This is a genomic window from Arthrobacter sp. J156, assembly GCF_056172865.1.
This window is the reverse complement of record NZ_CM149650.1, coordinates 1,959,940-1,979,082: the sequence shown is the minus strand read 5'-3', so window position 1 is coordinate 1,979,082 and position 19,143 is coordinate 1,959,940. Positions and strand designations below refer to the sequence as shown.

20 protein-coding genes are annotated in these 19,143 nt (G+C 72.2%); 16 read left to right on the top strand and 4 right to left on the bottom strand.

Features of this window, described 5'->3' with window-relative positions; all coding sequences use genetic code 11:
• Positions 1-3: 3 nt before the first annotated feature.
• A complete protein-coding gene (locus AC0QR5_RS08990; RefSeq protein ID WP_329861582.1) occupies positions 4-468 on the bottom strand; it encodes a hypothetical protein in 465 nt (154 codons plus the stop codon).
• A gap of 199 nt (positions 469-667) precedes the next feature.
• Between AC0QR5_RS08990 and AC0QR5_RS08985 the strand changes: the two genes are divergently transcribed.
• Both AC0QR5_RS08985 and AC0QR5_RS08980 read left to right on the top strand, forming a co-directional pair.
• On the top strand, positions 668-1,981 hold the full coding sequence (locus tag AC0QR5_RS08985; RefSeq protein ID WP_329861581.1) for a sensor histidine kinase: 1,314 nt from the start codon (positions 668-670) through the stop codon (positions 1,979-1,981).
• On the top strand, positions 1,978-2,580 hold the full coding sequence (locus tag AC0QR5_RS08980) for a response regulator transcription factor (RefSeq protein WP_329861580.1): 603 nt from the start codon (positions 1,978-1,980) through the stop codon (positions 2,578-2,580). Before AC0QR5_RS08985 ends, AC0QR5_RS08980 begins: the two co-directional genes overlap by 4 nt.
• 58 nt (positions 2,581-2,638) lie before the next feature.
• Here AC0QR5_RS08980 and AC0QR5_RS08975 read toward each other — a convergent pair whose 3' ends face one another.
• Complete coding sequence (locus AC0QR5_RS08975; RefSeq protein ID WP_329861579.1) at positions 2,639-4,120, bottom strand: alanine/glycine:cation symporter family protein; 1,482 nt, start codon at positions 4,118-4,120, stop codon at positions 2,639-2,641.
• A 158-nt stretch (positions 4,121-4,278) separates the two neighbouring features.
• On the opposite strand from AC0QR5_RS08975, the gene AC0QR5_RS08970 reads away from it, so the two are divergent.
• From AC0QR5_RS08970 to AC0QR5_RS08935, 8 genes are all read left to right on the top strand, one after another.
• Positions 4,279-4,410 (top strand): hypothetical protein, encoded by a 132-nt coding sequence (locus tag AC0QR5_RS08970; protein ID WP_329861578.1) that lies wholly within the window; start codon positions 4,279-4,281, stop codon positions 4,408-4,410.
• The gene (locus tag AC0QR5_RS08965; RefSeq protein WP_329861577.1) at positions 4,400-5,764 is read left to right on the top strand and encodes a DUF2252 domain-containing protein; all 1,365 of its coding nucleotides are present in this window, start codon (positions 4,400-4,402) and stop codon (positions 5,762-5,764) included. Before AC0QR5_RS08970 ends, AC0QR5_RS08965 begins: the two co-directional genes overlap by 11 nt.
• A 103-nt stretch (positions 5,765-5,867) precedes the next feature.
• Positions 5,868-6,857: a 1,2-phenylacetyl-CoA epoxidase subunit PaaA gene (paaA, locus tag AC0QR5_RS08960; RefSeq protein ID WP_329861575.1), complete on the top strand. Its 990-nt coding sequence runs from the start codon at positions 5,868-5,870 to the stop codon at positions 6,855-6,857.
• A 2-nt stretch (positions 6,858-6,859) separates the two neighbouring features.
• Positions 6,860-7,162, top strand: coding sequence for a 1,2-phenylacetyl-CoA epoxidase subunit PaaB (gene paaB / locus AC0QR5_RS08955; protein ID WP_329861574.1), 303 nt, complete (start codon positions 6,860-6,862; stop codon positions 7,160-7,162).
• Positions 7,159-8,043 carry a 1,2-phenylacetyl-CoA epoxidase subunit PaaC gene (gene paaC / locus AC0QR5_RS08950; RefSeq protein ID WP_430633035.1) on the top strand — a complete coding sequence of 295 codons (885 nt, stop codon included), beginning with the start codon at positions 7,159-7,161 and terminating at the stop codon, positions 8,041-8,043. The genes paaB and paaC overlap by 4 nt, the downstream gene beginning before the upstream one ends.
• 9 nt (positions 8,044-8,052) lie before the next feature.
• Complete coding sequence (gene paaD, locus AC0QR5_RS08945; RefSeq protein WP_329861573.1) at positions 8,053-8,553, top strand: 1,2-phenylacetyl-CoA epoxidase subunit PaaD; 501 nt, start codon at positions 8,053-8,055, stop codon at positions 8,551-8,553.
• Positions 8,550-9,719 (top strand): 1,2-phenylacetyl-CoA epoxidase subunit PaaE, encoded by a 1,170-nt coding sequence (gene paaE / locus AC0QR5_RS08940; protein ID WP_329861571.1) that lies wholly within the window; start codon positions 8,550-8,552, stop codon positions 9,717-9,719. The genes paaD and paaE overlap by 4 nt, the downstream gene beginning before the upstream one ends.
• A 25-nt stretch (positions 9,720-9,744) precedes the next feature.
• Positions 9,745-10,524 (top strand): enoyl-CoA hydratase/isomerase family protein, encoded by a 780-nt coding sequence (locus AC0QR5_RS08935; protein WP_329861570.1) that lies wholly within the window; start codon positions 9,745-9,747, stop codon positions 10,522-10,524.
• Positions 10,525-10,863: 339 nt separating this feature from the next.
• Here the strand turns inward: AC0QR5_RS08935 and AC0QR5_RS08930 are convergent, their stop codons facing one another.
• Complete coding sequence (locus AC0QR5_RS08930; protein ID WP_329861569.1) at positions 10,864-11,313, bottom strand: Lrp/AsnC family transcriptional regulator; 450 nt, start codon at positions 11,311-11,313, stop codon at positions 10,864-10,866.
• A 255-nt stretch (positions 11,314-11,568) separates the two neighbouring features.
• On the opposite strand from AC0QR5_RS08930, the gene AC0QR5_RS08925 reads away from it, so the two are divergent.
• From AC0QR5_RS08925 to AC0QR5_RS08900, 6 genes are all read left to right on the top strand, one after another.
• Complete coding sequence (locus AC0QR5_RS08925; protein WP_430633039.1) at positions 11,569-12,771, top strand: thiamine pyrophosphate-dependent enzyme; 1,203 nt, start codon at positions 11,569-11,571, stop codon at positions 12,769-12,771.
• Positions 12,768-13,856 (top strand): alpha-ketoacid dehydrogenase subunit beta, encoded by a 1,089-nt coding sequence (locus AC0QR5_RS08920; protein WP_329861567.1) that lies wholly within the window; start codon positions 12,768-12,770, stop codon positions 13,854-13,856. The genes AC0QR5_RS08925 and AC0QR5_RS08920 overlap by 4 nt, the downstream gene beginning before the upstream one ends.
• A 2-nt stretch (positions 13,857-13,858) precedes the next feature.
• Positions 13,859-15,370 (top strand): dihydrolipoamide acetyltransferase family protein, encoded by a 1,512-nt coding sequence (locus tag AC0QR5_RS08915; protein ID WP_329861565.1) that lies wholly within the window; start codon positions 13,859-13,861, stop codon positions 15,368-15,370.
• A 202-nt stretch (positions 15,371-15,572) separates the two neighbouring features.
• Positions 15,573-15,767, top strand: coding sequence for a hypothetical protein (locus tag AC0QR5_RS08910; RefSeq protein WP_329861563.1), 195 nt, complete (start codon positions 15,573-15,575; stop codon positions 15,765-15,767).
• Between the two features lie 130 nt (positions 15,768-15,897).
• Positions 15,898-16,827: an MBL fold metallo-hydrolase gene (locus tag AC0QR5_RS08905; protein ID WP_329861561.1), complete on the top strand. Its 930-nt coding sequence runs from the start codon at positions 15,898-15,900 to the stop codon at positions 16,825-16,827.
• Positions 16,828-16,858: 31 nt separating this feature from the next.
• Positions 16,859-18,193: an MFS transporter gene (locus tag AC0QR5_RS08900; protein ID WP_329861560.1), complete on the top strand. Its 1,335-nt coding sequence runs from the start codon at positions 16,859-16,861 to the stop codon at positions 18,191-18,193.
• 46 nt (positions 18,194-18,239) lie between these two features.
• On the opposite strand, the gene AC0QR5_RS08895 is transcribed toward AC0QR5_RS08900, so the two are convergent.
• Entirely contained in the window at positions 18,240-19,142 is a 903-nt protein-coding gene (locus tag AC0QR5_RS08895) for a phosphatase PAP2 family protein (RefSeq protein WP_329861559.1), read from the bottom strand.
• Position 19,143 lies beyond the last annotated feature (1 nt).

Below are 19,143 nucleotides of genomic sequence, written 5' to 3'. Positions count from 1 at the left end.
GCGTCAGCCCTGCATCAGGTTCACGCCGCCCGCGGCGAGCAGGCCGAACGCGGTGCCCCACAGGATGATCGAGATGGTCTGCCAGAAGACGACGGCCTGGCGCGGCGTGCCGAGGGCGACCATGGCGAGCGAGGTGATCTGGCTCGGCAGGATCGTCTGGCCGAGCAGGCTCACGCCCGCCACGCCGTACTTGTTGAACATCGCCCGGAACCGCTCCTGGCGCCGCGTGGGCTCCTTGGGCTTGCGGCGCGCGTTGATCTTGTCGCCGAAGGCCACGAGCAGGAACATCGAGAGCCAGTTGCCGACCACCGCGGCGGCGATCGCGAGCGGGACGGAGACGCCGGCCAGCACACCGAGGACGGAGCCGAAGTAGGACTCGACGAACGGGATGGCGCCGGCGAACATGATCACGAGCCACTGCAGGGCCGGGGAGGTGCCGTCGGCGAGGGTCTGGAGCCATTCGATCATCGGGGGTTCCTTTCACGGCCGTCAGGCCTGGAGCGGGCGGCGCCGGCTCGGCGCCGGCGGGGCGGGCCGTGCGGCCCGGGCTGGTGCTTCCAGCCTCCCAAGCGCCGACCCGCCGCGGCCAGTGCCCGGGAGTCACCGCCCGTCGGGGGTGCCGTCACGGCCCGGGCATGACAACCGTCATGGTCCTAGGCTGGAGGGCATGAACGCGCTCAAGGACACCGCGCCGGCCGCCGCCGGGCATCCCGCCTCGGAACCGGTCCGCGGCGTGCGGGCGACGTGGATCTACACGCTCGTCTCGATCGTGTTCCTCGTGGCCGTCGCGAACTCCCTCACGCTTCTGGCGCTCCTCGGAGCGGATGCCGCGGGCGCCTCCGGCGACGGGCCCGTCTGGGCCGCCGCCGTCCTGCTGATCCTCTCGACGCTCACCACGGTCCGCTTCTGCTGGTTCCTGCGGGCGGGCCTCGGCCAGGGGCTGCCCGGCTCGTGGCCCGTCGCGGCGCTCTTCCTGCCGCCGGCCGCCCTCTGGATCCTGGGGCTGTTCCACGCGCCGCTCGCGCTCTTCGCGGCGATCCCCTGGTGGCTCGCCTGCTGCTGCGCGGCCGCGCTGCTCGCGCCCCGCGCCCGGTACCTGCTCCTCGTCGTCGGCCTCGGGCTGCTCGTGGTCCACGCGCCGTTGGCGGGGCTCGTGGCGGGGCCGGCGGCCGTGCGGCTTCCGGAGGACCGCTCGCTCGTCATGATGGGCGTCTACGCCCTGTTCGTCCCGCTCATGGTCATCGGCAGCGTCTGGTGGTGGCAGGTCGTGGTCCGGCTCGAGGCCAGCCGCCACGAGTCCTCCCAGCTCGCCGTGGCGCGCGAGCGGCTGCGCTTCGCCGCGGACCTGCACGACATCCAGGGCCACCACCTGCAGGTCATCGCGCTGAAGACGGAGCTCGCCGCGCGACTGCTCCCGACGCGGCCGGACGAGGCGCGGCAGCAGATCGAGCAGGCCCAGGAACTCGCCCGCACGGCGCTCGAGGACACGCGCGCCCTCGTCTACGGCTACCGGCAGATCAGCTTCGCCGACGAGGTGCGCAACGCCGCCGACGTGCTCGCGGCCGCCGGGATCCGGTGCGCGGACTCGGTCGAGTCGCGGGGCCTCGGTACGGCCGAGCAGAAGCTGCTCGGGCTCGTGGTGCGCGAGGCCACGACCAACATCCTCCGCCACGCCGACGCCTCCCGGGCCTCCATCGCGCTGCGTCCGGAAGCGGGCGGCTGGCTCCTCGAGATCGCGAACGACGGCGTAGCCCGGCCCACGCCGTCGGACGCGGACCCGCCGGGGGCGGGGTCGGCGGGGAACGCTCCAGTGGGGAACGCTCCGGCCGGGCAGGGGGCGGCGCCCGGGACCGGGCTGAGCGGGCTCGCGCGGCGCTTCGAGGAGCGCGGCGGCCGCTTCGAGGCCGCCGCCGACGGCGGGTCGTTCACCGTCCGGGCCCTCCTCCCGGCCGGCCCGGCGGGCGGGGAGGAGGCGGCATGATCAGGATCCTCCTCGCCGACGACGAGCACCTGATCCGCGGCGCGCTCGAAGCGCTCCTGGGGCTCGAGGAGGACATCGAGGTCGTCGCGAGCACGGACAACGGGGCCGATGCCGTCCGGCTGGCCCGCGAGCTCCGCCCCGACGTGTGCGTGCTGGATCTGGAGATGCCGCCGACCGACGGGATCTACGCCGCGGAGGAGATCGCCCGGAGCGTCGCGACGCGCACCGTGATCGTCACGCGCCACGCCCGACCCGGCGTGCTGCGCCGGGCGCTCGCGAGCAGGGTCTCCGGTTTCGTCCCCAAGTCGACGCCGGCCGGGCGCCTCGCCGTCGTCATCCGCGACGTCGCGGCGGGCCGCCGCTACGTGGACCCGGACATCGCCGCGAGCGCGCTCTCGGGCGAGGCCTGCCCGCTCACGGCCCGCGAGCTGGACGTGCTGCGGGAGGTCCGCCGTGGAGGGACCGTGCAGGAGGTCTCGGGCCGCCTGCACCTCGCGGCCGGGACGGTGCGGAACCACGTCTCCTCGGCCATGTCCAAGCTCGGCGCGGCCACGCGGCAGGAGGCCGTGGAACAGGCGTGGGAGCAGGGGTGGATCTAGCGGAGCTGCCCGGTTCCGGCAGGGGACGGGGCCTGCTGGCGGAACGGCGGAGCAGGCGCTAGCCGCGCCGCGGCTTGACGATGGGGACTGCGTGGGTCGTGACGTCCTCGCGTTCCCAGCACTCGACGCCGTGCAGTTCCGGCAGGTCGCTCGCGACGAAGACGGGGTCCTTCCCGTCCCGGTACTGGGCCATGTAGTGCTTGAGCAGCTTCAGGGCCGGTTTCGCGAGCAGTGAGATGGCGATGAGGTTCACGAGCGCCATGAGGCCCATGATGCCGTCGGCAAAGTTCCAGATCGCATTGACGGTGGCGATCGATCCGATGAACACGGCGGCCGTGGCCAGTGACCGGTAGACGCCCATGACGGTCGGATTGTCCGTCATGAAGCCCACGTTCGATTCGCCGTAGTAGTAGTTGCCGATGATGGAACTGAAGGCGAGCAGGAAGATGATGACCGCGAGGAGGATGGAAGCCCAGTTTCCGAGCGAGGAGGTGACGGCGGTCTGTGTCAGGGCGATGCCCCGTGATTCCCCGACCGGATCGGGGACGGAGACCAGGATGATGAACGCGGTAACGGAGCAGACGATGAAGGTGTCGAAGTAGACGCCGAGGGTCTGGACCAGTCCCTGCTTGACCGGGTGGGTCACCGAGGCGGTCGCGCCTGCGTTCGGCGCGGAGCCGAGACCGGCCTCGTTGGAGAACATGCCGCGCTTGATGCCCTGGAGGATGACCGTTCCGAGCCCGCCGCCGATGGCCGACTGGAAGTTGAAGGCCTCGGTGAAGATCAGGCCGACGACACGGGGCAGCTCTTGGACGTTGACGCCGACGATCACGAGGCCCAGGAGGATGTACAGGACGGCCATTGAGGGAACCAGGGATTCGGTGACGGTCGCGATGCGGCGGATGCCTCCGAAGACCACGAGGGCCGTCAACACGGCCAGTGCGAGGCCGACGACGATCGCGATCGAGGCGTTGGCCTCCTGGCCCATGGCGCCGGAGACGGACTGCGCGATCGTATTGGCCTGCAGCGAGCTGAAGGCGAACGGGAAGCAGACGATGAGGATGATGGCGAAGAGGATGCCCATCCAGCGGGCCTTGAGGCCGCGCTCCATGTAGTAGGCGGGTCCGCCGCGGTATCCGTCCTTTGTCCGGACTTTGTAGAGCTGGCCGAGGGTCGACTCGATGAAGCTCGAAGCGCCGCCGATGAAGGCCATGGTCCACATCCAGAACACCGCGCCGGGTCCGCCGACGGCGATGGCCGTGGCGACACCGGCCACGTTGCCGACGCCGACGCGGGACGCCGCCGAGACCGTGAAGGCCTGGAATGCGGAGATCGATTTCTTGTTGCCGTCCTCGTCGACGAGGGCCTTGTCGGTGAGCGTCTTGAGCATGTTGGGGATCATGCGGAACTGCACGACTCCGGTCCTGACGGTGAAGGACAGTCCGACGGCGAGGATCACCGGGATCATGACGTAGGTCCACAGCGCGTCGCCGCTGTCTGCGAGCCAGGTTTCCAGGGCTTCGTTCTCGAACAATTCCATGCGGTGGAGCGTACCCCACGGCCGTGTTGCGGGCCACGGATGCGCCGCGCGCGGGAATGTCCCGGGCCATGGACTCGGCCCCGGGCCGGGTCTACGGTTGACTCATCCGGCCAGGAGGGGGACGGGCGCCGGTCGTCGATCAGGCGAGGGGACAAGCCATGGGACTCTTCAGGACTGCGGGCAGGGCGGCCGTCGCGGGCGCCGTCGTGGGGCGCGTGGAGCGCCGCCAGCAGCAGCGCTTCGAGGACGGGGAGTTCCAGGCGGAGAAGGCGAAGGTCCTTGCCCAGTAGGGCCTTCGCGGCCGAGGACGACCGGGCCGCGGGAAAGGCCGCCCGGGCCCTCGTCCCGCGCCGCGCCCACGTCGCCTTCGGCGTCCCGCCCCGGGACCCCGTCGAGATCCTCGAGGCCCAGCACGCCACGCGCGATCCGGAGCTCGTGCCGATCCGGATCGGGCGCATGCTCGAGACCCCGTTCGCGTACTACCGCGGTTCCGCCGCCGTCATGGCGCACGACCTGGCCCGCGACACCGCGACCGGCTTCCACGTCGTGGCCTGCGGCGACGCCCACGCGGCCAACTTCGGCCTCTTCGCCTCGCCCGAGCGCCGCCTCGTGTTCGACCTCAACGACTTCGACGAGGCCTATCCGGGGCCGTGGGAGTGGGACGTCAAGCGGCTCGCGGCCAGCCTGTGGCTCAGCGGGCGCAACAACGGGCACTCCGAGGGCCGCTGCCGCGAGGCCGCCGAGGCGGCGGCGCGCAGCTACCGGACCTCGCTCGGCCGTCTGGCCTCGCTCGGCGCGCTCGAGCGCTACTACTTCCAGGTCGAGGCCGATGCCCTGCCGAAGATGGCCCGGCCCGCCGCACGGAAGGCGCGCGGGCGGACGTCGGAACAGGTCCTGGCGAAGCTCGCGACGGCATCCGACGGCGGCCGGGAGCGGATCGTCGACCAGCCGCCTCTCGTGCGCCACCCCCGGGTGCGGGACATGGAACGCATGGAGGGGCTCTTCCGCGACTACCGCGCCGTGCTGCGCCCGGACGTCGCCCTGCTGCTGGCCCAGTACGAGCTCGTCGACTACGCGCTGCGGATCGTGGGCGTGGGCAGCGTCGGGACGCGGTGCTTCATCGTCCTGCTGCGCGGTCCGCAGGGCGAGCCGCTGTTCCTGCAGGCCAAGGAGGCCGGCGCCTCCGTGCTGCAGACGCACGGCCGCGTCGCCGACGTCCCGTGGGCCGTGGAGCGCCAGATCACGACCCTCGGCCAGGGGAGGCGCGTGGTCGCGGCGCAGCGGATCCTGCAGGCGCAATCGGATCCGATGCTCGGCTGGGTCGCGGGAGTGGCCGGGGAGGACGGGCGCCGGCGGGACTACTACATCCGCCAGTTCCGCGACATGAAGGGCTCCTTCGCGCTCGAGCGGCTGACCGCGGGCGAGTCCGAGGAGTACGGGGCGGTGTGCGGCGCCCTGCTGGCCCGCGCCCACATCCAGAGCCCGGGGGCCGCGTTCATCGCCGGCTACCTGGGCTCCTCCAGCGTCTACGAGGAGTCCGTCGCCCGCTGGGCGCGGCGCTACGCGGACCTCGCCGAGGCGGACCACGCCGCGCTGGGGGAGGCCGTGCGCTCGGGGCGGTTGCCCGCGGAGACCGGGGTCTGAACCCGGCCGCGCGATTGACGCACGCCACATCCTTTGCATATCCTGAACGAACGGTCAGTAATTCGAACCCGTCCCATGGACCAAGCACAGTGAGGTGGGCAGCATGGCTGCACAGAACGACGCCGGAGGGCACCTTGCGGCGGTGCCCTCGCCCGAGGAGCAGGCCGGCCAGGCGCGCTTCGACGAGATCATCGCCCAGGACTCTCGGATCGAGCCGCGCGACTGGATGCCCGAGGGCTACCGCAAGACGCTCACGCGGCAGATCTCCCAGCACGCGCACTCCGAGATCATCGGCATGCAGCCGGAGGCCAACTGGATCACCCGCGCCCCGAGCCTGAAGCGCAAGGCCATCCTCATGGCCAAGGTGCAGGACGAGGCCGGCCACGGGCTCTACCTGTACTCGGCCGCCGAGACCCTCGGCACCCCGCGCCACGTCCTCAACGAGCAGCTGCTCACGGGCAAGGCGAAGTACTCCTCGATCTTCAACTACCCGGCCCGTTCCTGGGCGGACATGGGCGCGATCGGCTGGCTCGTCGACGGCGCCGCGATCGCCAACCAGGTCCCGCTCTGCCGCGCCTCCTACGGACCCTACGGACGCGCGATGGTGCGCGTCTGCAAGGAGGAGTCGTTCCACCAGCGCCAGGGCTTCGAGATCCTGCTCGAGCTCGCCCACGGCACCGAGGCGCAGAAGAAGATGGCCCAGGACGCCGTGAACCGCTTCTACGAGCCCTCCCTGATGATGTTCGGCCCGCCGGACGGCGACTCCCCGAACTCCCAGCAGTCCATGGCCTGGAACATCAAGCGCTTCTCCAACGACGACCTGCGCCAGCGCTTCGTCGGCATGATCGCCGAGCAGGTCAAGGTCCTCGGCCTGACCCTGCCCGATCCCGAGCTGCGCTTCGACGAGGAGACGGGCCAGTGGATCCACAAGGAGCTGAACTGGGACGAGTTCAAGGCCGTCATCGCCGGCAACGGGCCGTGCAACGCCCAGCGCATGCAGCGCCGCCGGGAAGCCCACGAGAACGGTGCCTGGGTGCGCGAGGCGGCCGCCGCCTACGCCGCCAAGGCCGCACGCAAGGAAGAGGTGGCCTGAGCATGGCCGAACAGCAGAACGGCAACGGCCCCTGGCCCCTCTGGGAGGTCTTCGTGCGCTCCTCGCGCGGGCTGTCCCACGTCCACGCCGGCTCCCTCCACGCCCCCGACGCCGAGCTCGCCGTGCGCAACGCGCGCGACCTCTACACGCGCCGCAACGAGGGCGTGTCCCTCTGGGTCGTGCGCTCGGAGGACATCGTGTCCTCCGATCCCGACGCGAAGGGCGCGTTCTTCGAGTCGCCGCAGGGCAAGGACTACCGCCACGCGACGTACTACACCAAGAGCGAAGGCGTGAAGCACCTGTGAGCGCGCACGAGACCACCCACGCCTCCGGGCACGGGGCAGACCACAGCCTCGACAGCTTCGGCGACTCCATGGCGTCCGCGACCCGCGTCACCCCGGGCAACGCCCTGCGCCCCGAGGACATCCAGATCCAGCAGGAGAAGCCCTCCGACGCCGTCGCGCGCTACGCCGTGCGGCTCGGCGACGACGCGCTGATCCTGGCCCAGCGGCTGAGCCACTGGATCTCCCGCGGGCCCGAGCTCGAGGAGGACATCGCCCTCGGCAACATCGCCCTCGACCAGCTCGGCCACGCCCGCTCGTTCCTTTCCTACGCCGGCCTGGCCTGGGGCAAGACGGAGGACGACCTCGCCTATTGGCGCGAGGAGGACGAGTTCCGCTCCGTCCACCTCGTCGAGCAGCCCAACGGCGACTTCGCCGTGACGATCGTGCGCCAGCTCATGGTCTCCATCTACCAGCACCTGCTCTACACGGCGCTGCTGGACTCCTCCGACGCCACCCTGGCCGCGATCGCCGCCAAGGCCGTCAAGGAGGTCGACTACCATCTGGACCACTCCGAGATGTGGACGGTGCGCCTCGGCCAGGGGACCGAGGAGTCCGCGCGCCGCATGCGCAACGCCCTCGAGGACCTCTGGCCCTACGCCGGCGAGCTGTTCCTCGACGAGCCGCTGCACGACGAGCTCGGCGATGCCGCGGTCCGCCCCTCCGGCCTCAAGGACGCCTGGGACGCACGCTTTGCCGCGGTCCTCGAGCAGGCCGGACTCGCACTGCCCACCGCGGGGCCGGCATGGTGCCGCGGCCGCCAGGGCGAGCACTCCGAGCACCTCGGCTACCTGCTGGCCGAGATGCAGGTGCTCGCGCGCAAGCACCCCGGCGCCAGCTGGTAGGCGGCGGCCATGGCTGAGACCACGAGCGTGGACCTCGACGGGCTGCGGCGCATCGCCGCCCAGGTGACGGACCCGGAGATCCCCGTGCTGAGCATCGAGGACCTCGGGATCCTGCGCGGGGTGCGGCTCGACGACGACGGGGCCGTCGTCGTCGTGATCACCCCCACCTACTCGGGGTGCCCGGCCATGGACGCCATCCGCCAGGACCTCGGCACGGCCTTCGCCGCGGCCGGCCACGACCGGATCAGGGTCGAGCAGGTGCTCTCCCCGGCCTGGTCCACGGACTGGATGAGCGAGGAGGGCAAGGCCAGGCTCGCCGAGTACGGGATCGCCCCGCCCACCGGCACGGGCCACCGCGGCCCGGTGACGCTCGGCCTGGCCGTCAAGTGCCCCCGCTGCCATTCGCTGAAGACCCAGGAACTCTCCCGCTTCGGCTCCACCTCCTGCAAGGCGCTGTACCAGTGCAAGGAGTGCCTGGAGCCCTTCGACTACTTCAAGGTGCTCTCATGACCGAAACCACCGCGCCCGAGGCGGCCAGCCGCCGTCGTGCCGCCTTCCACACCCTCCAGGTCGCCGAGGTGCGGCGCCTGACCGCCGACGCCATCGAGGTGACCTTCGCGGTGCCCGCAGGGCTGGAGGGGGAATACGACTACCTCCCCGGCCAGTACGTGGCGCTGCGCAAGGAGCTGCCCGACGCCGAGGGCGCGCTCCACGAGGTCCGCCGCAGCTACTCCATCTGCGCCGAGCCGCGGCCGGGCGAGATCAAGGTGGCCATCAAGCGCGACCTCGGCGGCCTCTTCTCCACCTGGGCCAACGAGGAGCTCAAGGCCGGCGACTCGATGGACGTCATGAGCCCCGCCGGCGCCTTCATCTCCAAGCACAAGATGACCGGCCTGAACGATCCGGAATCGATCGACACGGACACCGAGGACACCTTCGTGGCCGTCGCCGCCGGCTCCGGCATCACGCCGGTCCTCGCGATCGCCCGCACCGTGCTGGCCGCCAACGAGCGCGTGCGCTTCGACCTGGTCTACGCCAACAAGGCCGCGATGGACGTCATGTTCCTCGAGGAGCTCGCGGACCTCAAGGACCGCTATCCCGTCCGGTTCGCCCTGCACCACGTGCTCTCCCGCGAGCAGCGCATCTCGCCGCTGCTCTCGGGCCGGATCGACGCGGAGAAGCTCACGACGCTGCTCGAGAACGTCATCCGCACCGAGCAGGTCGACGAATGGTTCCTCTGCGGCCCGTTCGAGCTGGTCCAGCTGGTCCGCGACACGCTCTCCGACCAGGGGGTGGCGGCGGAGAAGGTCCGTTACGAGCTCTTCACGACGGGACGTCCGAGCAAGCCCGAGGGGCACATCGGCCGCCCGGTGGCGGAGGACGACGGCGGGGAGAACTACGAGATCGGCTTCCGTCTCGACGGGCTCCAGGGGCAGGTCAAGAGCCCCGTCTCGGCCCGCGAGACGATCCTCAACGCCGCCCTGCGGGTCCGTCCCGACGTGCCGTTCGCGTGCGCCGGCGGCGTCTGCGGGACGTGCCGGGCCAAGGTCGTCTCCGGGAGCGTCCAGATGATGGAGAACTACGCGCTGGAACCGGACGAGGTCGAGCGCGGCTACGTGCTGACCTGCCAGTCGCACCCGACCTCGGACGCCGTGTCCGTCGACTTCGACGCCTGAGCGGGCGGGACCAAGGGGAGAAGACATGATCGAGCTGACGATCTCAGCCGGCGTGGCCGAAGTGGTGCTGAACGCGCCGGAGAAGATGAACGCCCTCGGCCCGGAGGCCCTCGCGGACCTCTCGACGGCGTACGACGACGCCGCGGCCGCCGCGGGGCGCGGCGAGGTCCGCGCGCTGCTGCTGCGCGGGGAGGGGCGGGGCTTCTGCGCCGGGCGGGACATCTCCGGCGTCGTCCCGGCGGACGACGACGTGCAGGGCTACCTCGGCGGGCTCGTGCAGCCCCTGCTGCAGAAGATGGCCGCGTTCCCCGCGCCCACGTTCGCGGCCGTGCAGGGCGCGTGCCTCGGCGTCGGGCTGGGCCTGGCGATCGCGAGCGACGTCGTCTACGTCGCCGGGAACGCCAAGATCGGCTCCCCGTTCGCCAACCTGGGGGCGACCCTGGACTCCGGCGGGCACTGGCTCTTCACCGAGCGGCTCGGGACCCACCGGACCCTGGACCTCATCTACACGGCGGACCTGATCAGCGGCACGGAAGCCGTCGCCGCGGGCCTCTTCAGCCGCGCGATGCCCGCCGAGGAGCTGCTCGAATCCACGCGCGCGATCGTCGCCCGCGTGGCCGGCGGGGCCACGGGGGCCTTCCGGGCTTCGAAGGAGCTCGTCGCCGGGATCCGCGACCAGCGCCTGGGGCTCTGGGAGTCGATGGCGCAGGAGAACGCGGCCCAGGCCGCGCTCTGCGCGACCCAGGACTACGCCGAGGGGTTCAAGGCCTTCCAGGAGAAGCGCCGCCCGGTCTTCAAGGGCTGAACCGCGTCTCGTCGTGTTGTCGCTTTAGCGCGTGGCCGGGGCCGAGCCGGATTCTGCGTTCCATGGCCGCCCGCGGGCCCAGTTCACGTCTTGTGGGTGAGGGCGCGGTTGATTGGCGAGTTCACGGGGTAGACCTCGTGAAGTCGTCGCCCGGCGGCTGTCTCGCCGAGATGACGTGAACTGGGTGGTCTCGCGGACCGGGGATGGGGACGTGAACTGGGCATGGGGTATGTCGCGGGGCGGGGCCCGTCGCGTGGAGGCCTATCGCGGCGGACGTTGGCCTGGTCGCCGTCGAGCCAGGCTGGGCCTGTCGTGGTGAGGCAGATATCGGAGGGGGTGTCAGCGCGTGTCGACGTCCTCGAAGACCAGGAACGTCTGTGTGTCCAGGACGCCCTGCATCGACTGCAGCTGGTCGAAGATGACGCGGCGCAGGTCCACGTTGTCCTTGGCGCGCACGAGCAGGATGACGTCGAAGTTCCCGCCCACGAGGCCGATGTGGTGGACCTCGGGGATCGCCGCGAGGCGCTCGCGCATCTCGCGCCACGAGTGCTGGCGCAGCTTCAGGGTCACGTAGGCGGAGGCGCGCAGGCCGGCCCGGACGGGATCCACCACCGCCGTGAAGCGCGTGATGACGCGCTCCTCCTGCAGCCGGTTGATGCGCGAGTAGGCGTGGGCGCGGGAGATGTGGACCTTCTGGGCCACGGCGGTCACCGACTGGCGGCCGTCGCGGGTCAGTTCGGCGATGATGCGCTGGTCGACGTCGTCCAGCGGGACGGGTTGGGCGTCCATGGTTCCTCCTCGGGTCTCGGACGGGGACGGGTGGCCGGGTCGCGGCGTCCGGCCCGGGTGACGAAAACGGATGTTGCGCGTCTCACATTAGCAATTCGTCCACACCTTGCGGGAGTCCATGGCCAAGATTCCACGGTTCACGGCTCCGCTGGATACGAACCGATCTCCGTTCGCATAATTGGTGGGAGACTTGCCGCAGAATGTGTCCCGCGCCACAGGCGGGGCCGCGGCGCCCAACGAGGACAGGGGAGTGCAGTGACGCACACGGACGACGGCCACGCCGCGGGCGGAGCCGGCCGGGAGGCCGGAACCGTGGTGGACGAGGCCTGCCGCAACTTCGGGATCACGGTGGAGGACTACCTCCTGCCGGCCCGCGGGCAGATCCAGATGGTGGACGAGGCCGGCCGGCTGCGCCCCGTCGAGGACCAGGGCACGGCTCCCGGCCACGAGTATCCGCTGCCCGGGGCCGAGGAGCTCCGCGCGGCCTACGAACAGCTCGTGATCGGCCGCCGCGTCAACGACCAGAACTCGGCGCTGGTCCGCCAGGGCCGCATGGCCGTCTACCCCTCCAGCCACGGCCAGGAGGCCTGCCAGGTCGCCGCCGCCCTCTGCCTGGGCGAGGGCGACTGGATGTTCCCCACCTACCGCGACTCCGTCGCCGTCATGGCCAAGGGCGTGGACCCCGTGGAGACCATGACGCTCTTCCGCGGCGACTGGCACGGCGGCTACGACCCGAAGCAGTACAAGGTCGGCATCCAGTGCACGCCGCTGACCACGCAGCTGCTCCACGCCGTCGGCGTCGCGCACGCCGCCAAGCTGCGCGGCGAGGACACCGTCGTCCTGGCCATGTGCGGTGACGGCGCCACGAGCGAGGGCGATTTCCACGAGGCCCTGAACTTCGCGGCCGTCTTCCACCTGCCCGTCGTCTTCTTCGTGCAGAACAACCAGTACGCCATCTCGGTCCCGCTCGCGCACCAGTCGGTCGCTCCGTCGCTCGCGCACAAGGCCGTCGGCTACGGCATGGCGGGGGAGCGCGTGGACGGCAACGACCTCGTGGCGCTCCTGGCCGTCCTCGGCCGGGCCGTGTCCCTGGCCCGCTCCGGATCCGGCCCGCTCCTCGTCGAGGCGCACACCTACCGGATGCAGGCCCACACCAACGCCGACGACGCGACGCGCTACCGCGAGGACGCCGAGGTCCAGGAATGGATCGCCAAGGACCCGCTCTCCCGCATGAAGTCCTACCTGCGGGACCGGGACCTCCTGGCCGCCGAGGACGAGGAGCGCATCGCCGCCGCCGCGGAGGACGTCGCCACGCAGCTGCGTGACGGGCTCAACGAGGACGTCCAGGTCGATCCGCTGGACCTCTTCCGCCACGTCTTCACCACCCCCACTCCCCAGCTGGCCGAGCAGTCCGCGAAGCTCGCCGAGGAACTGAGCCGCGAGGAGGCAGCCCAGTGACCACCGTGACCACGTCCTCCGAGGCCAACGGCAACGTCAGCGCCGCGACCGCCCGCGCGGCGGCCCGCGACGCCGCCGCGGCCCCGCAGCCCACGACCTTCGCCAAGGCCCTGAACACGGCCCTCGCCGACGCGCTCGAGGCCGATGCCGGCGTCGTCCTCTTCGGCGAGGACATCGGCACCCTCGGCGGTGTCTTCCGCATCACCGACGGCCTGACCGCCCGCTTCGGCGAGCAGCGCTGCTTCGACACCCCGCTCGCCGAGTCCGGGATCGCCGGCATGGCGATCGGCATGGCCATGAACGGCATGCGCCCCGTGATCGAGATGCAGTTCGACGCCTTCGCCTACCCCGCGCTCGAGCAGATCTTCAGCCACGTCGCCAAGATGCACAACCGCACGCGCGGCGCCGTGAAGCTTCCCCTCGTCATCCGCATCCCGTACGCGGGCGGCATCGGCGGCGTCGAGCACCACTGCGACTCCTCCGAGTCCTACTACGCCCACACCCCGGGCCTGAAGGTCTACACGCCCGCGACGGTCGCCGACGCCTACCGGATGCTGCGCGAGGCGATCGATTCCGACGACCCCGTGGTCTTCTTCGAGCCGAAGAAGATGTACTGGTCCAAGGAGACCCTGGACCTGGACGCGCTGCGCGCGGAGTACGACGCCGGGACGCACCGGGCCGAGGGCCGCGCGGCGATCGCGCGCACCGGCTCGGACGCGACACTGATCGCGTACGGCCCGTCCGTGCCGACCGCCCTCGCCGCCGCGGCCGCGGCCGCCGAGGAGGGGCGCTCGCTCGAGGTCGTCGACGTGCGCTCGATCGTCCCCTTCGACGACGAGACCGTCTGCGCGTCCGTGCGCAAGACGGGCCGCGCCGTCGTCATCGCCGAGACGCCGGGCTTCGCCTCCGTCGCGAGCGAGATCACGGCCCGCGTGCAGGAGCGCTGCTTCCACTCGCTCGCCGCCCCCGTGCTGCGCGTGACCGGGTTCGACGTCCCGTTCCCGGCGCCCAAGCTGGAGCACTACTTCCTGCCCAGCGTGGACCGCATCCTCGACGCCGTCGACGAACTGCAGTGGGAGGACTAGAGATGGCCGTGAAGACCTTCCTGCTGCCCGACCTGGGCGAGGGCCTGACCGAGGCCGAGCTCGTGAACTGGCTCGTGGCCGTCGGCGACACCGTGGCCGTGGACCAGCCGATCGCCGAGGTGGAGACCGCCAAGTCGATGGTCGAGGTGCCCAGCCCCTTCGCCGGGACCGTCCACGAGCTCTTCGGCGCCGCGGGCGACACCATGGACGTGGGCAAGCCGCTCATCTCGGTCGAGGACGGCTCCGGCGCCACCGGCGGCGCCCCGTCCGGCAACGGCTCGGCCCCGGCCGAGACCGCGCAGTCCTACCGCGAGGAGGAACGTGCCGGCGCCCAGCCGCCCGCCGTTCCCGTCGAGGAGCCCGCCGAGTCCGGCTCCGGCAACGTGCTGATCGGCTACGGAACCCCCGGCGGCTCCGGGTCCAGCGCCCGCAAGCGCCGGCCCAAGGCGCGGCCCGGCGCATCGGTGGGCCCCGCTGCCCCCGCGGTGCCGGCCGCTCCGGTGGCCGGACCGGCCCGGCGCGCGCCGCTCGTCGTGAACCCGCTCGTGCGCCGCCTGGCCCGCGAGCACGGGGTCGACCTCGGCTCGCTCGCCGGTTCCGGGCCCGACGGGCTGATCCTGCGTGCCGACGTCCAGGCGGCCCTCGACGGTGCCGCGGCGCCCGGCGCCCCCGCAGGCTCCCCGGCCGCACCGGCGGCCGGCGCGGTCCCTTCCGGCGCCCTCTCCAGCGGCACCCCGGCGGGGCCGGGCGCGCGGCTGGGCTCCGGCGTCGTACCCTCCGGCGCCGAACGGGACGCGAAGTCCGGCCTCGGCATCGCCGCCCGCACCCCCGTCAAGGGCGTGCGCAAGACGATCGCCGCCGCCATGACGCGTTCGCGCGCCGAGATCCCCGAGGCGACCGTCTGGGTCGACGTCGACGCGACCGAGCTGCTGCGCCTGCGGGCCGGGCTGAAGAAGGCCGACCCGCACGGCACGCCCGGGCTGCTCGCGTTCATCGCCCGCTTCGCGCTCGCCGGGCTTGCCCGGCACCCCGAGCTCAATACGCGCGTCGAGACGGCGGCGGACGGCAGCCAGGAGATCGTCTCCTTCGACGGCGTGAACCTGGGCTTCGCGGCGCAGACCGACCGCGGGCTGATGGTCCCGTCCATCCGCGACGCGCACACCTTGAGCGCCCGGGGGATCGACGCCGAGCTCAAGCGGCTCACGGCCCTGGCCCGGGACGGCAAGGCGAGCCCGCAGGACCTCACCTCCGGCACGTTTACCCTCAACAACTACGGCGTGTTCGGGGTCGACGGCTCCGCGGCGATCATCAACTACCCCGAGGCCGCGATCCTCGGCGTCGGGCGGATCATCGACAAGCCGTGGGTCGTGGACGGGCAGCTCGCGGTCCGCAAGGTCACCGAGCTGACGCTCACGTTCGACCACCGGGTGTGTGACGGCGGCACCGCGGGAGGCTTCCTGCGCTTCGTGGCCGACGCGATCGAGAACCCGGCAGGCCTGCTCGCGGAGCTCTAACCCCCACCCCCCTGCGCACTTTTTGCTTCAAGTAATCCCTGCGTCCCTTGTCAGGGGCCTCCGGGCCGGCCAAAGGTGCGCAGGAGGCGTTAAAGGTGCGCTGGGAGGGGTGAGAGGGGCGGCGGCGGGGGCCAAAGCGGGCGGCCCCCGGTTGTGGGATCCCCACAGTGTGCCGGGTGCGGTGCGGACCTACCCTTGGGCCATGGAACCACTACCCGCCGCCTACGAGCAGTACCTGGCGAGCCTCGACGAGCACACAGCGCACGCCCTGCGCCCGGCGTTCGTGGAATCCGTCCACGAACACGAGTTCGGGGTCCTGGTCCGCGGGCTCGGCTCGCACCACGCCCAGGCGCTCGTCGACGAGCACGTCCCCTACGGCGAGATCAAGGTCGTCTGAGGGGCCCGGCCCCCCGGCCGGCGCCCGAGGCCCCGGCCGCGGTGCCCCGTGGCCGCACGCCGCCGCGCATCAGTAAGCTGGAGCCAGGAGTGTGGACGCCCGCGGGCGTCCCCGGCGTGAAAGGCAGGCCATGACGCAGCAGAACGGCAACGACGCCCGCGGAGCGGCTTCCGCGGACCGGACGACGACGGACGCGGACTCCGCGGCAGGGCCCGGCGGGGCGGGCGCGGACTCGTGGCGCCGCGTCGGGGACCGCAGCTACGTGATGCGGCTGCCCGGCTTCGCCATGAACGTCGGGCTGGTCCTCGGCGACGAGCGGGCCGTCCTCGTCGACACCGGCTCCGGGCCGCTGGAGGCCGCGCGCATCCTCGACGCCGTCCGCGAGGTCACCGAGCTGCCGCTGACGGTCGTGAACACGCACGCCCACGCGGACCACTTCTACGGCAACGCGTATTTCGCCGCCCACGGCGTCGAGGAGTTCTGGGCGCATGCGGCGGCGGCGGCGTCCATGCGGGACGACGGTGAACGCCAGCGTGTCCTGGTCCGGGCGGCCGATCCGGCCATGGCTGCGGGCGAGGGAGAGCACACGGGGCTGCACGTCCCGGACCGCCTCGTCGAGGAGGCCCCGGTGGACCTCGACCTCGGCGGCCACACGGTCACGCTCTTCCACCTGGGCCGCGGCCACACCTCCGGCGACCTGCTGGTCGGCTCGGGCAAGGTCCTCTACGCCGGCGACCTCGTGGAGGAGGGCGCCCATCCCTCGTTCGAGGACTCCTATCCGTACGAGTGGCAGAAGGTCCTGGGCAAGATCATCGCGATCGACGAGCTCTATACCGTCATCGTCCCGGGCCACGGCGACGTCGTCGACCCGGACTTCGTGCGGACCCAGTTCCACAAGCTGCGCCAGGCCATCAAGACGTGCTCGACGGCCATCCACGAGTCCTCCACCGACTACACGAAGGCCATCCCGGTGCTGCCGTACGGCCCGATCCAGTCGCGACACCTGATCCTGCGCATGAAGGACACGGGGCCGTCCCGCACCCACAGCATCCAGCGGTGAGCCGGCGGCACGGCCCGCGGGGCCCGGCGGCGTGACGGAGGGCGGATTCAGCCTCGCGAGGCTCGGCCCGACGGTCTACGCGCCGTCGCTGCTGTACGCGGTGGGCATGGGCTCGGTCCTGCCGGTCGTCGCGCTCTCGGCGCGCGGGCTGGGGGCCTCGGTCGCGACCGCGGCGCTCGTGATCACGCTCATCGGCATCGGCTCGCTGATGACCAACGTCCCGGCGGCCCTCGTCACGGCCCGTTTCGGGGAGCGCGCGGCGATGATCGGAGCGGCCGCGTGGGCGGCGCTCGGGATGGCGGCGGCGCTCGTGGCGCCGGCGCTGGGAGGCGGCGTCGCCGGCGCGGGCGGGGCCCCGGCGTCGGACGGCTCCGCGGCGCCCGGGCTGGCGCTCTTCGCGGCGGGCATCCTCATGATCGGCATGGCCGGTTCCGTCTTCAACCTGGCCCGGCAGAGCTACCTCGCCGAGGCCGTCCCGGTCAGCCACCGCGCCCGCGCCATGTCGATGCTCGGCGGCACGATGCGCATCGGCGTGTTCATCGGCCCGTTCGCCGGCGCTGCCGCCATGACGTGGCTCGGCCTGCCGGGCGCCTACTGGGTGGGCCTCGCGGCGATGGCGCTCGCCGCGGCGGCGTCGGTGCGGGTCCCGGAGCTGCCGGGCAGCGGGTACGACGCCGTGGCCCCCTCCGCGGCGGCCGCCACCGGCGCGGGGGAGTGGCAGGGGGACGGGAGCGGCGAGGGCCGCCCGGCGGAAGTGCCGGCGCGGCCGACGATCCGCTCGATCGCAGCCGGCCATGCCAGGACCCTGTGCACGCTGGGGCTCGGCGTGGTCGTGATCGCCGCGGTGCGGGCCACCCGCCAGGCGGTGATCCCGCTGTGGGCGGAGCAGCTGGGCCTGGATCCGGCCACGACGGCCCTCGTCTACGGCCTCTCCGGCGCCGTCGACATGCTCGTGTTCTACCCGGCGGGGAAGGTCATGGACGTCAAGGGGCGCGTCTGGGTGGCCGTTCCGTGCCTGGCGGTCATGGGCGTCGCGCTGACCCTCCTGCCGTTCACGGCGGGAACGGCGTCGCTGCTGCTCGTGGCGATGCTGCTCGGCTTCGGCAACGGGATCGGCTCGGGGATCGTCATGACGCTCGGCGCGGACCACTCCCCGGCCGCGGGCCGCCCGCAGTTCCTGGGCCTGTGGCGCCTGCTCGCGGACATCGGGGTCATGGCGGGGCCCGTCGTGCTGTCCGTGGTGACGGGGCTCGCCTCGCTCGCGGCCGGGGTGTGGGCGGTCGCGGCGCTGTCCTTCGTGGGAGCGGGGCTGTTCGGCTACTTCATCCCGCGCACGCCCCCGCCCGCGGCGGCCCGACGGCGGTAGGCGGGGCCCCGGCGTCGTTCCCGTCCGCGTCCATGCGGCGCGGCCGCTAGCGCCGCGCCGAGGTCTGCCAGGAGAAGAACGCCGATCCGAGGGCGAACAGGAACGACGCGGCGCCCACGATGAACAGGACGCCGGCCAGGAGGTGGCCCAGGAGGCTTCCCTCGCTGCCGGGCGCGAGCGCGGCGGAGACGCGCCAGTAGACGACGATGGCGCCGGCGATCCCGAGCACGCCCGGCACCCAGAGGAGCGTGGTCCAGGCCCGTGCGGCGGCCCAGTGGCTCCCCGGACCGTTCCACGTGTTCCAGCCCGGTTCGCGGAGCACGATCACGAGTCCGGCCAGCAGCCCCCAGAAGGCGGCGACGAGGTAGGCGGCGAGGATGTCGGCGGGGCGGTGCCAGCCCAGGACGAACGTCGCACCGCCGGCCGCGGCCGCGTAGAAGCCGCCGAACACGGCGGCGAGCGGGCGCCACCGCGGGGAGCACAGCAGGAAGACGGCGACCATGGCCGCGGCGGCGAACGTCGTGTGCCCGGAGGGGAAGGAGTTCATGGACGCCTCGGAGATGTTCTTGTCCGGGCGCTCCAGGACCACGTGCTTGAGCAGCTGCGTGCTGGCTACCGCGGCCCCGAAACCGGCCAGGGCGATCGCCGGGACCACGAGGTCGCGGCGGGCGATCGCCGCGGCGAGCACGGCGACGGCGAGCAGGATCGCGGCGGCGGCCGGGAGGTCGCCGAGCAGGGCCAGCGCCGGGCGGCGGGCCAGGTCGGCGTCGAGGTAGGCCGCCCCGCGCAGGGCGAGCTCGTCGGCCCGCTGTCCCGTGGCCGTGAGGACGAACCCCCAGTAGGCGGCGCTAAAAACCCCGGCGACGGCCAGCATTCCCAGAATCCACCAGATGGGCCTCAGCACCGGCGTTCCGCGGCCGCCCACGCGCGGCATCCTCTGCGTTTTCATC

Excerpts from the sequence above, each read along its gene's own strand:
- AC0QR5_RS08990 (WP_329861582.1), bottom strand. The coding sequence starts at position 468 with ATGATCGAATGGCTCCAGACCCTCGCCGACGGCACCTCCCCGGCCCTG.
- AC0QR5_RS08985 (WP_329861581.1), top strand. The coding sequence starts at position 668 with ATGAACGCGCTCAAGGACACCGCGCCGGCCGCCGCCGGGCATCCCGCC.
- AC0QR5_RS08980 (WP_329861580.1), top strand. The coding sequence starts at position 1,978 with ATGATCAGGATCCTCCTCGCCGACGACGAGCACCTGATCCGCGGCGCG.
- AC0QR5_RS08975 (WP_329861579.1), bottom strand. The coding sequence starts at position 4,120 with ATGGAATTGTTCGAGAACGAAGCCCTGGAAACCTGGCTCGCAGACAGC.
- AC0QR5_RS08970 (WP_329861578.1), top strand. The coding sequence starts at position 4,279 with ATGGGACTCTTCAGGACTGCGGGCAGGGCGGCCGTCGCGGGCGCCGTC.
- paaA (WP_329861575.1), top strand. The coding sequence starts at position 5,868 with ATGGCTGCACAGAACGACGCCGGAGGGCACCTTGCGGCGGTGCCCTCG.
- paaB (WP_329861574.1), top strand. The coding sequence starts at position 6,860 with ATGGCCGAACAGCAGAACGGCAACGGCCCCTGGCCCCTCTGGGAGGTC.
- paaD (WP_329861573.1), top strand. The coding sequence starts at position 8,053 with ATGGCTGAGACCACGAGCGTGGACCTCGACGGGCTGCGGCGCATCGCC.
- paaE (WP_329861571.1), top strand. The coding sequence starts at position 8,550 with ATGACCGAAACCACCGCGCCCGAGGCGGCCAGCCGCCGTCGTGCCGCC.
- AC0QR5_RS08935 (WP_329861570.1), top strand. The coding sequence starts at position 9,745 with ATGATCGAGCTGACGATCTCAGCCGGCGTGGCCGAAGTGGTGCTGAAC.
- AC0QR5_RS08930 (WP_329861569.1), bottom strand. The coding sequence starts at position 11,313 with ATGGACGCCCAACCCGTCCCGCTGGACGACGTCGACCAGCGCATCATC.
- AC0QR5_RS08915 (WP_329861565.1), top strand. The coding sequence starts at position 13,859 with ATGGCCGTGAAGACCTTCCTGCTGCCCGACCTGGGCGAGGGCCTGACC.
- AC0QR5_RS08910 (WP_329861563.1), top strand. The coding sequence starts at position 15,573 with ATGGAACCACTACCCGCCGCCTACGAGCAGTACCTGGCGAGCCTCGAC.
- AC0QR5_RS08905 (WP_329861561.1), top strand. The coding sequence starts at position 15,898 with ATGACGCAGCAGAACGGCAACGACGCCCGCGGAGCGGCTTCCGCGGAC.
- AC0QR5_RS08895 (WP_329861559.1), bottom strand. The coding sequence starts at position 19,142 with ATGAAAACGCAGAGGATGCCGCGCGTGGGCGGCCGCGGAACGCCGGTG.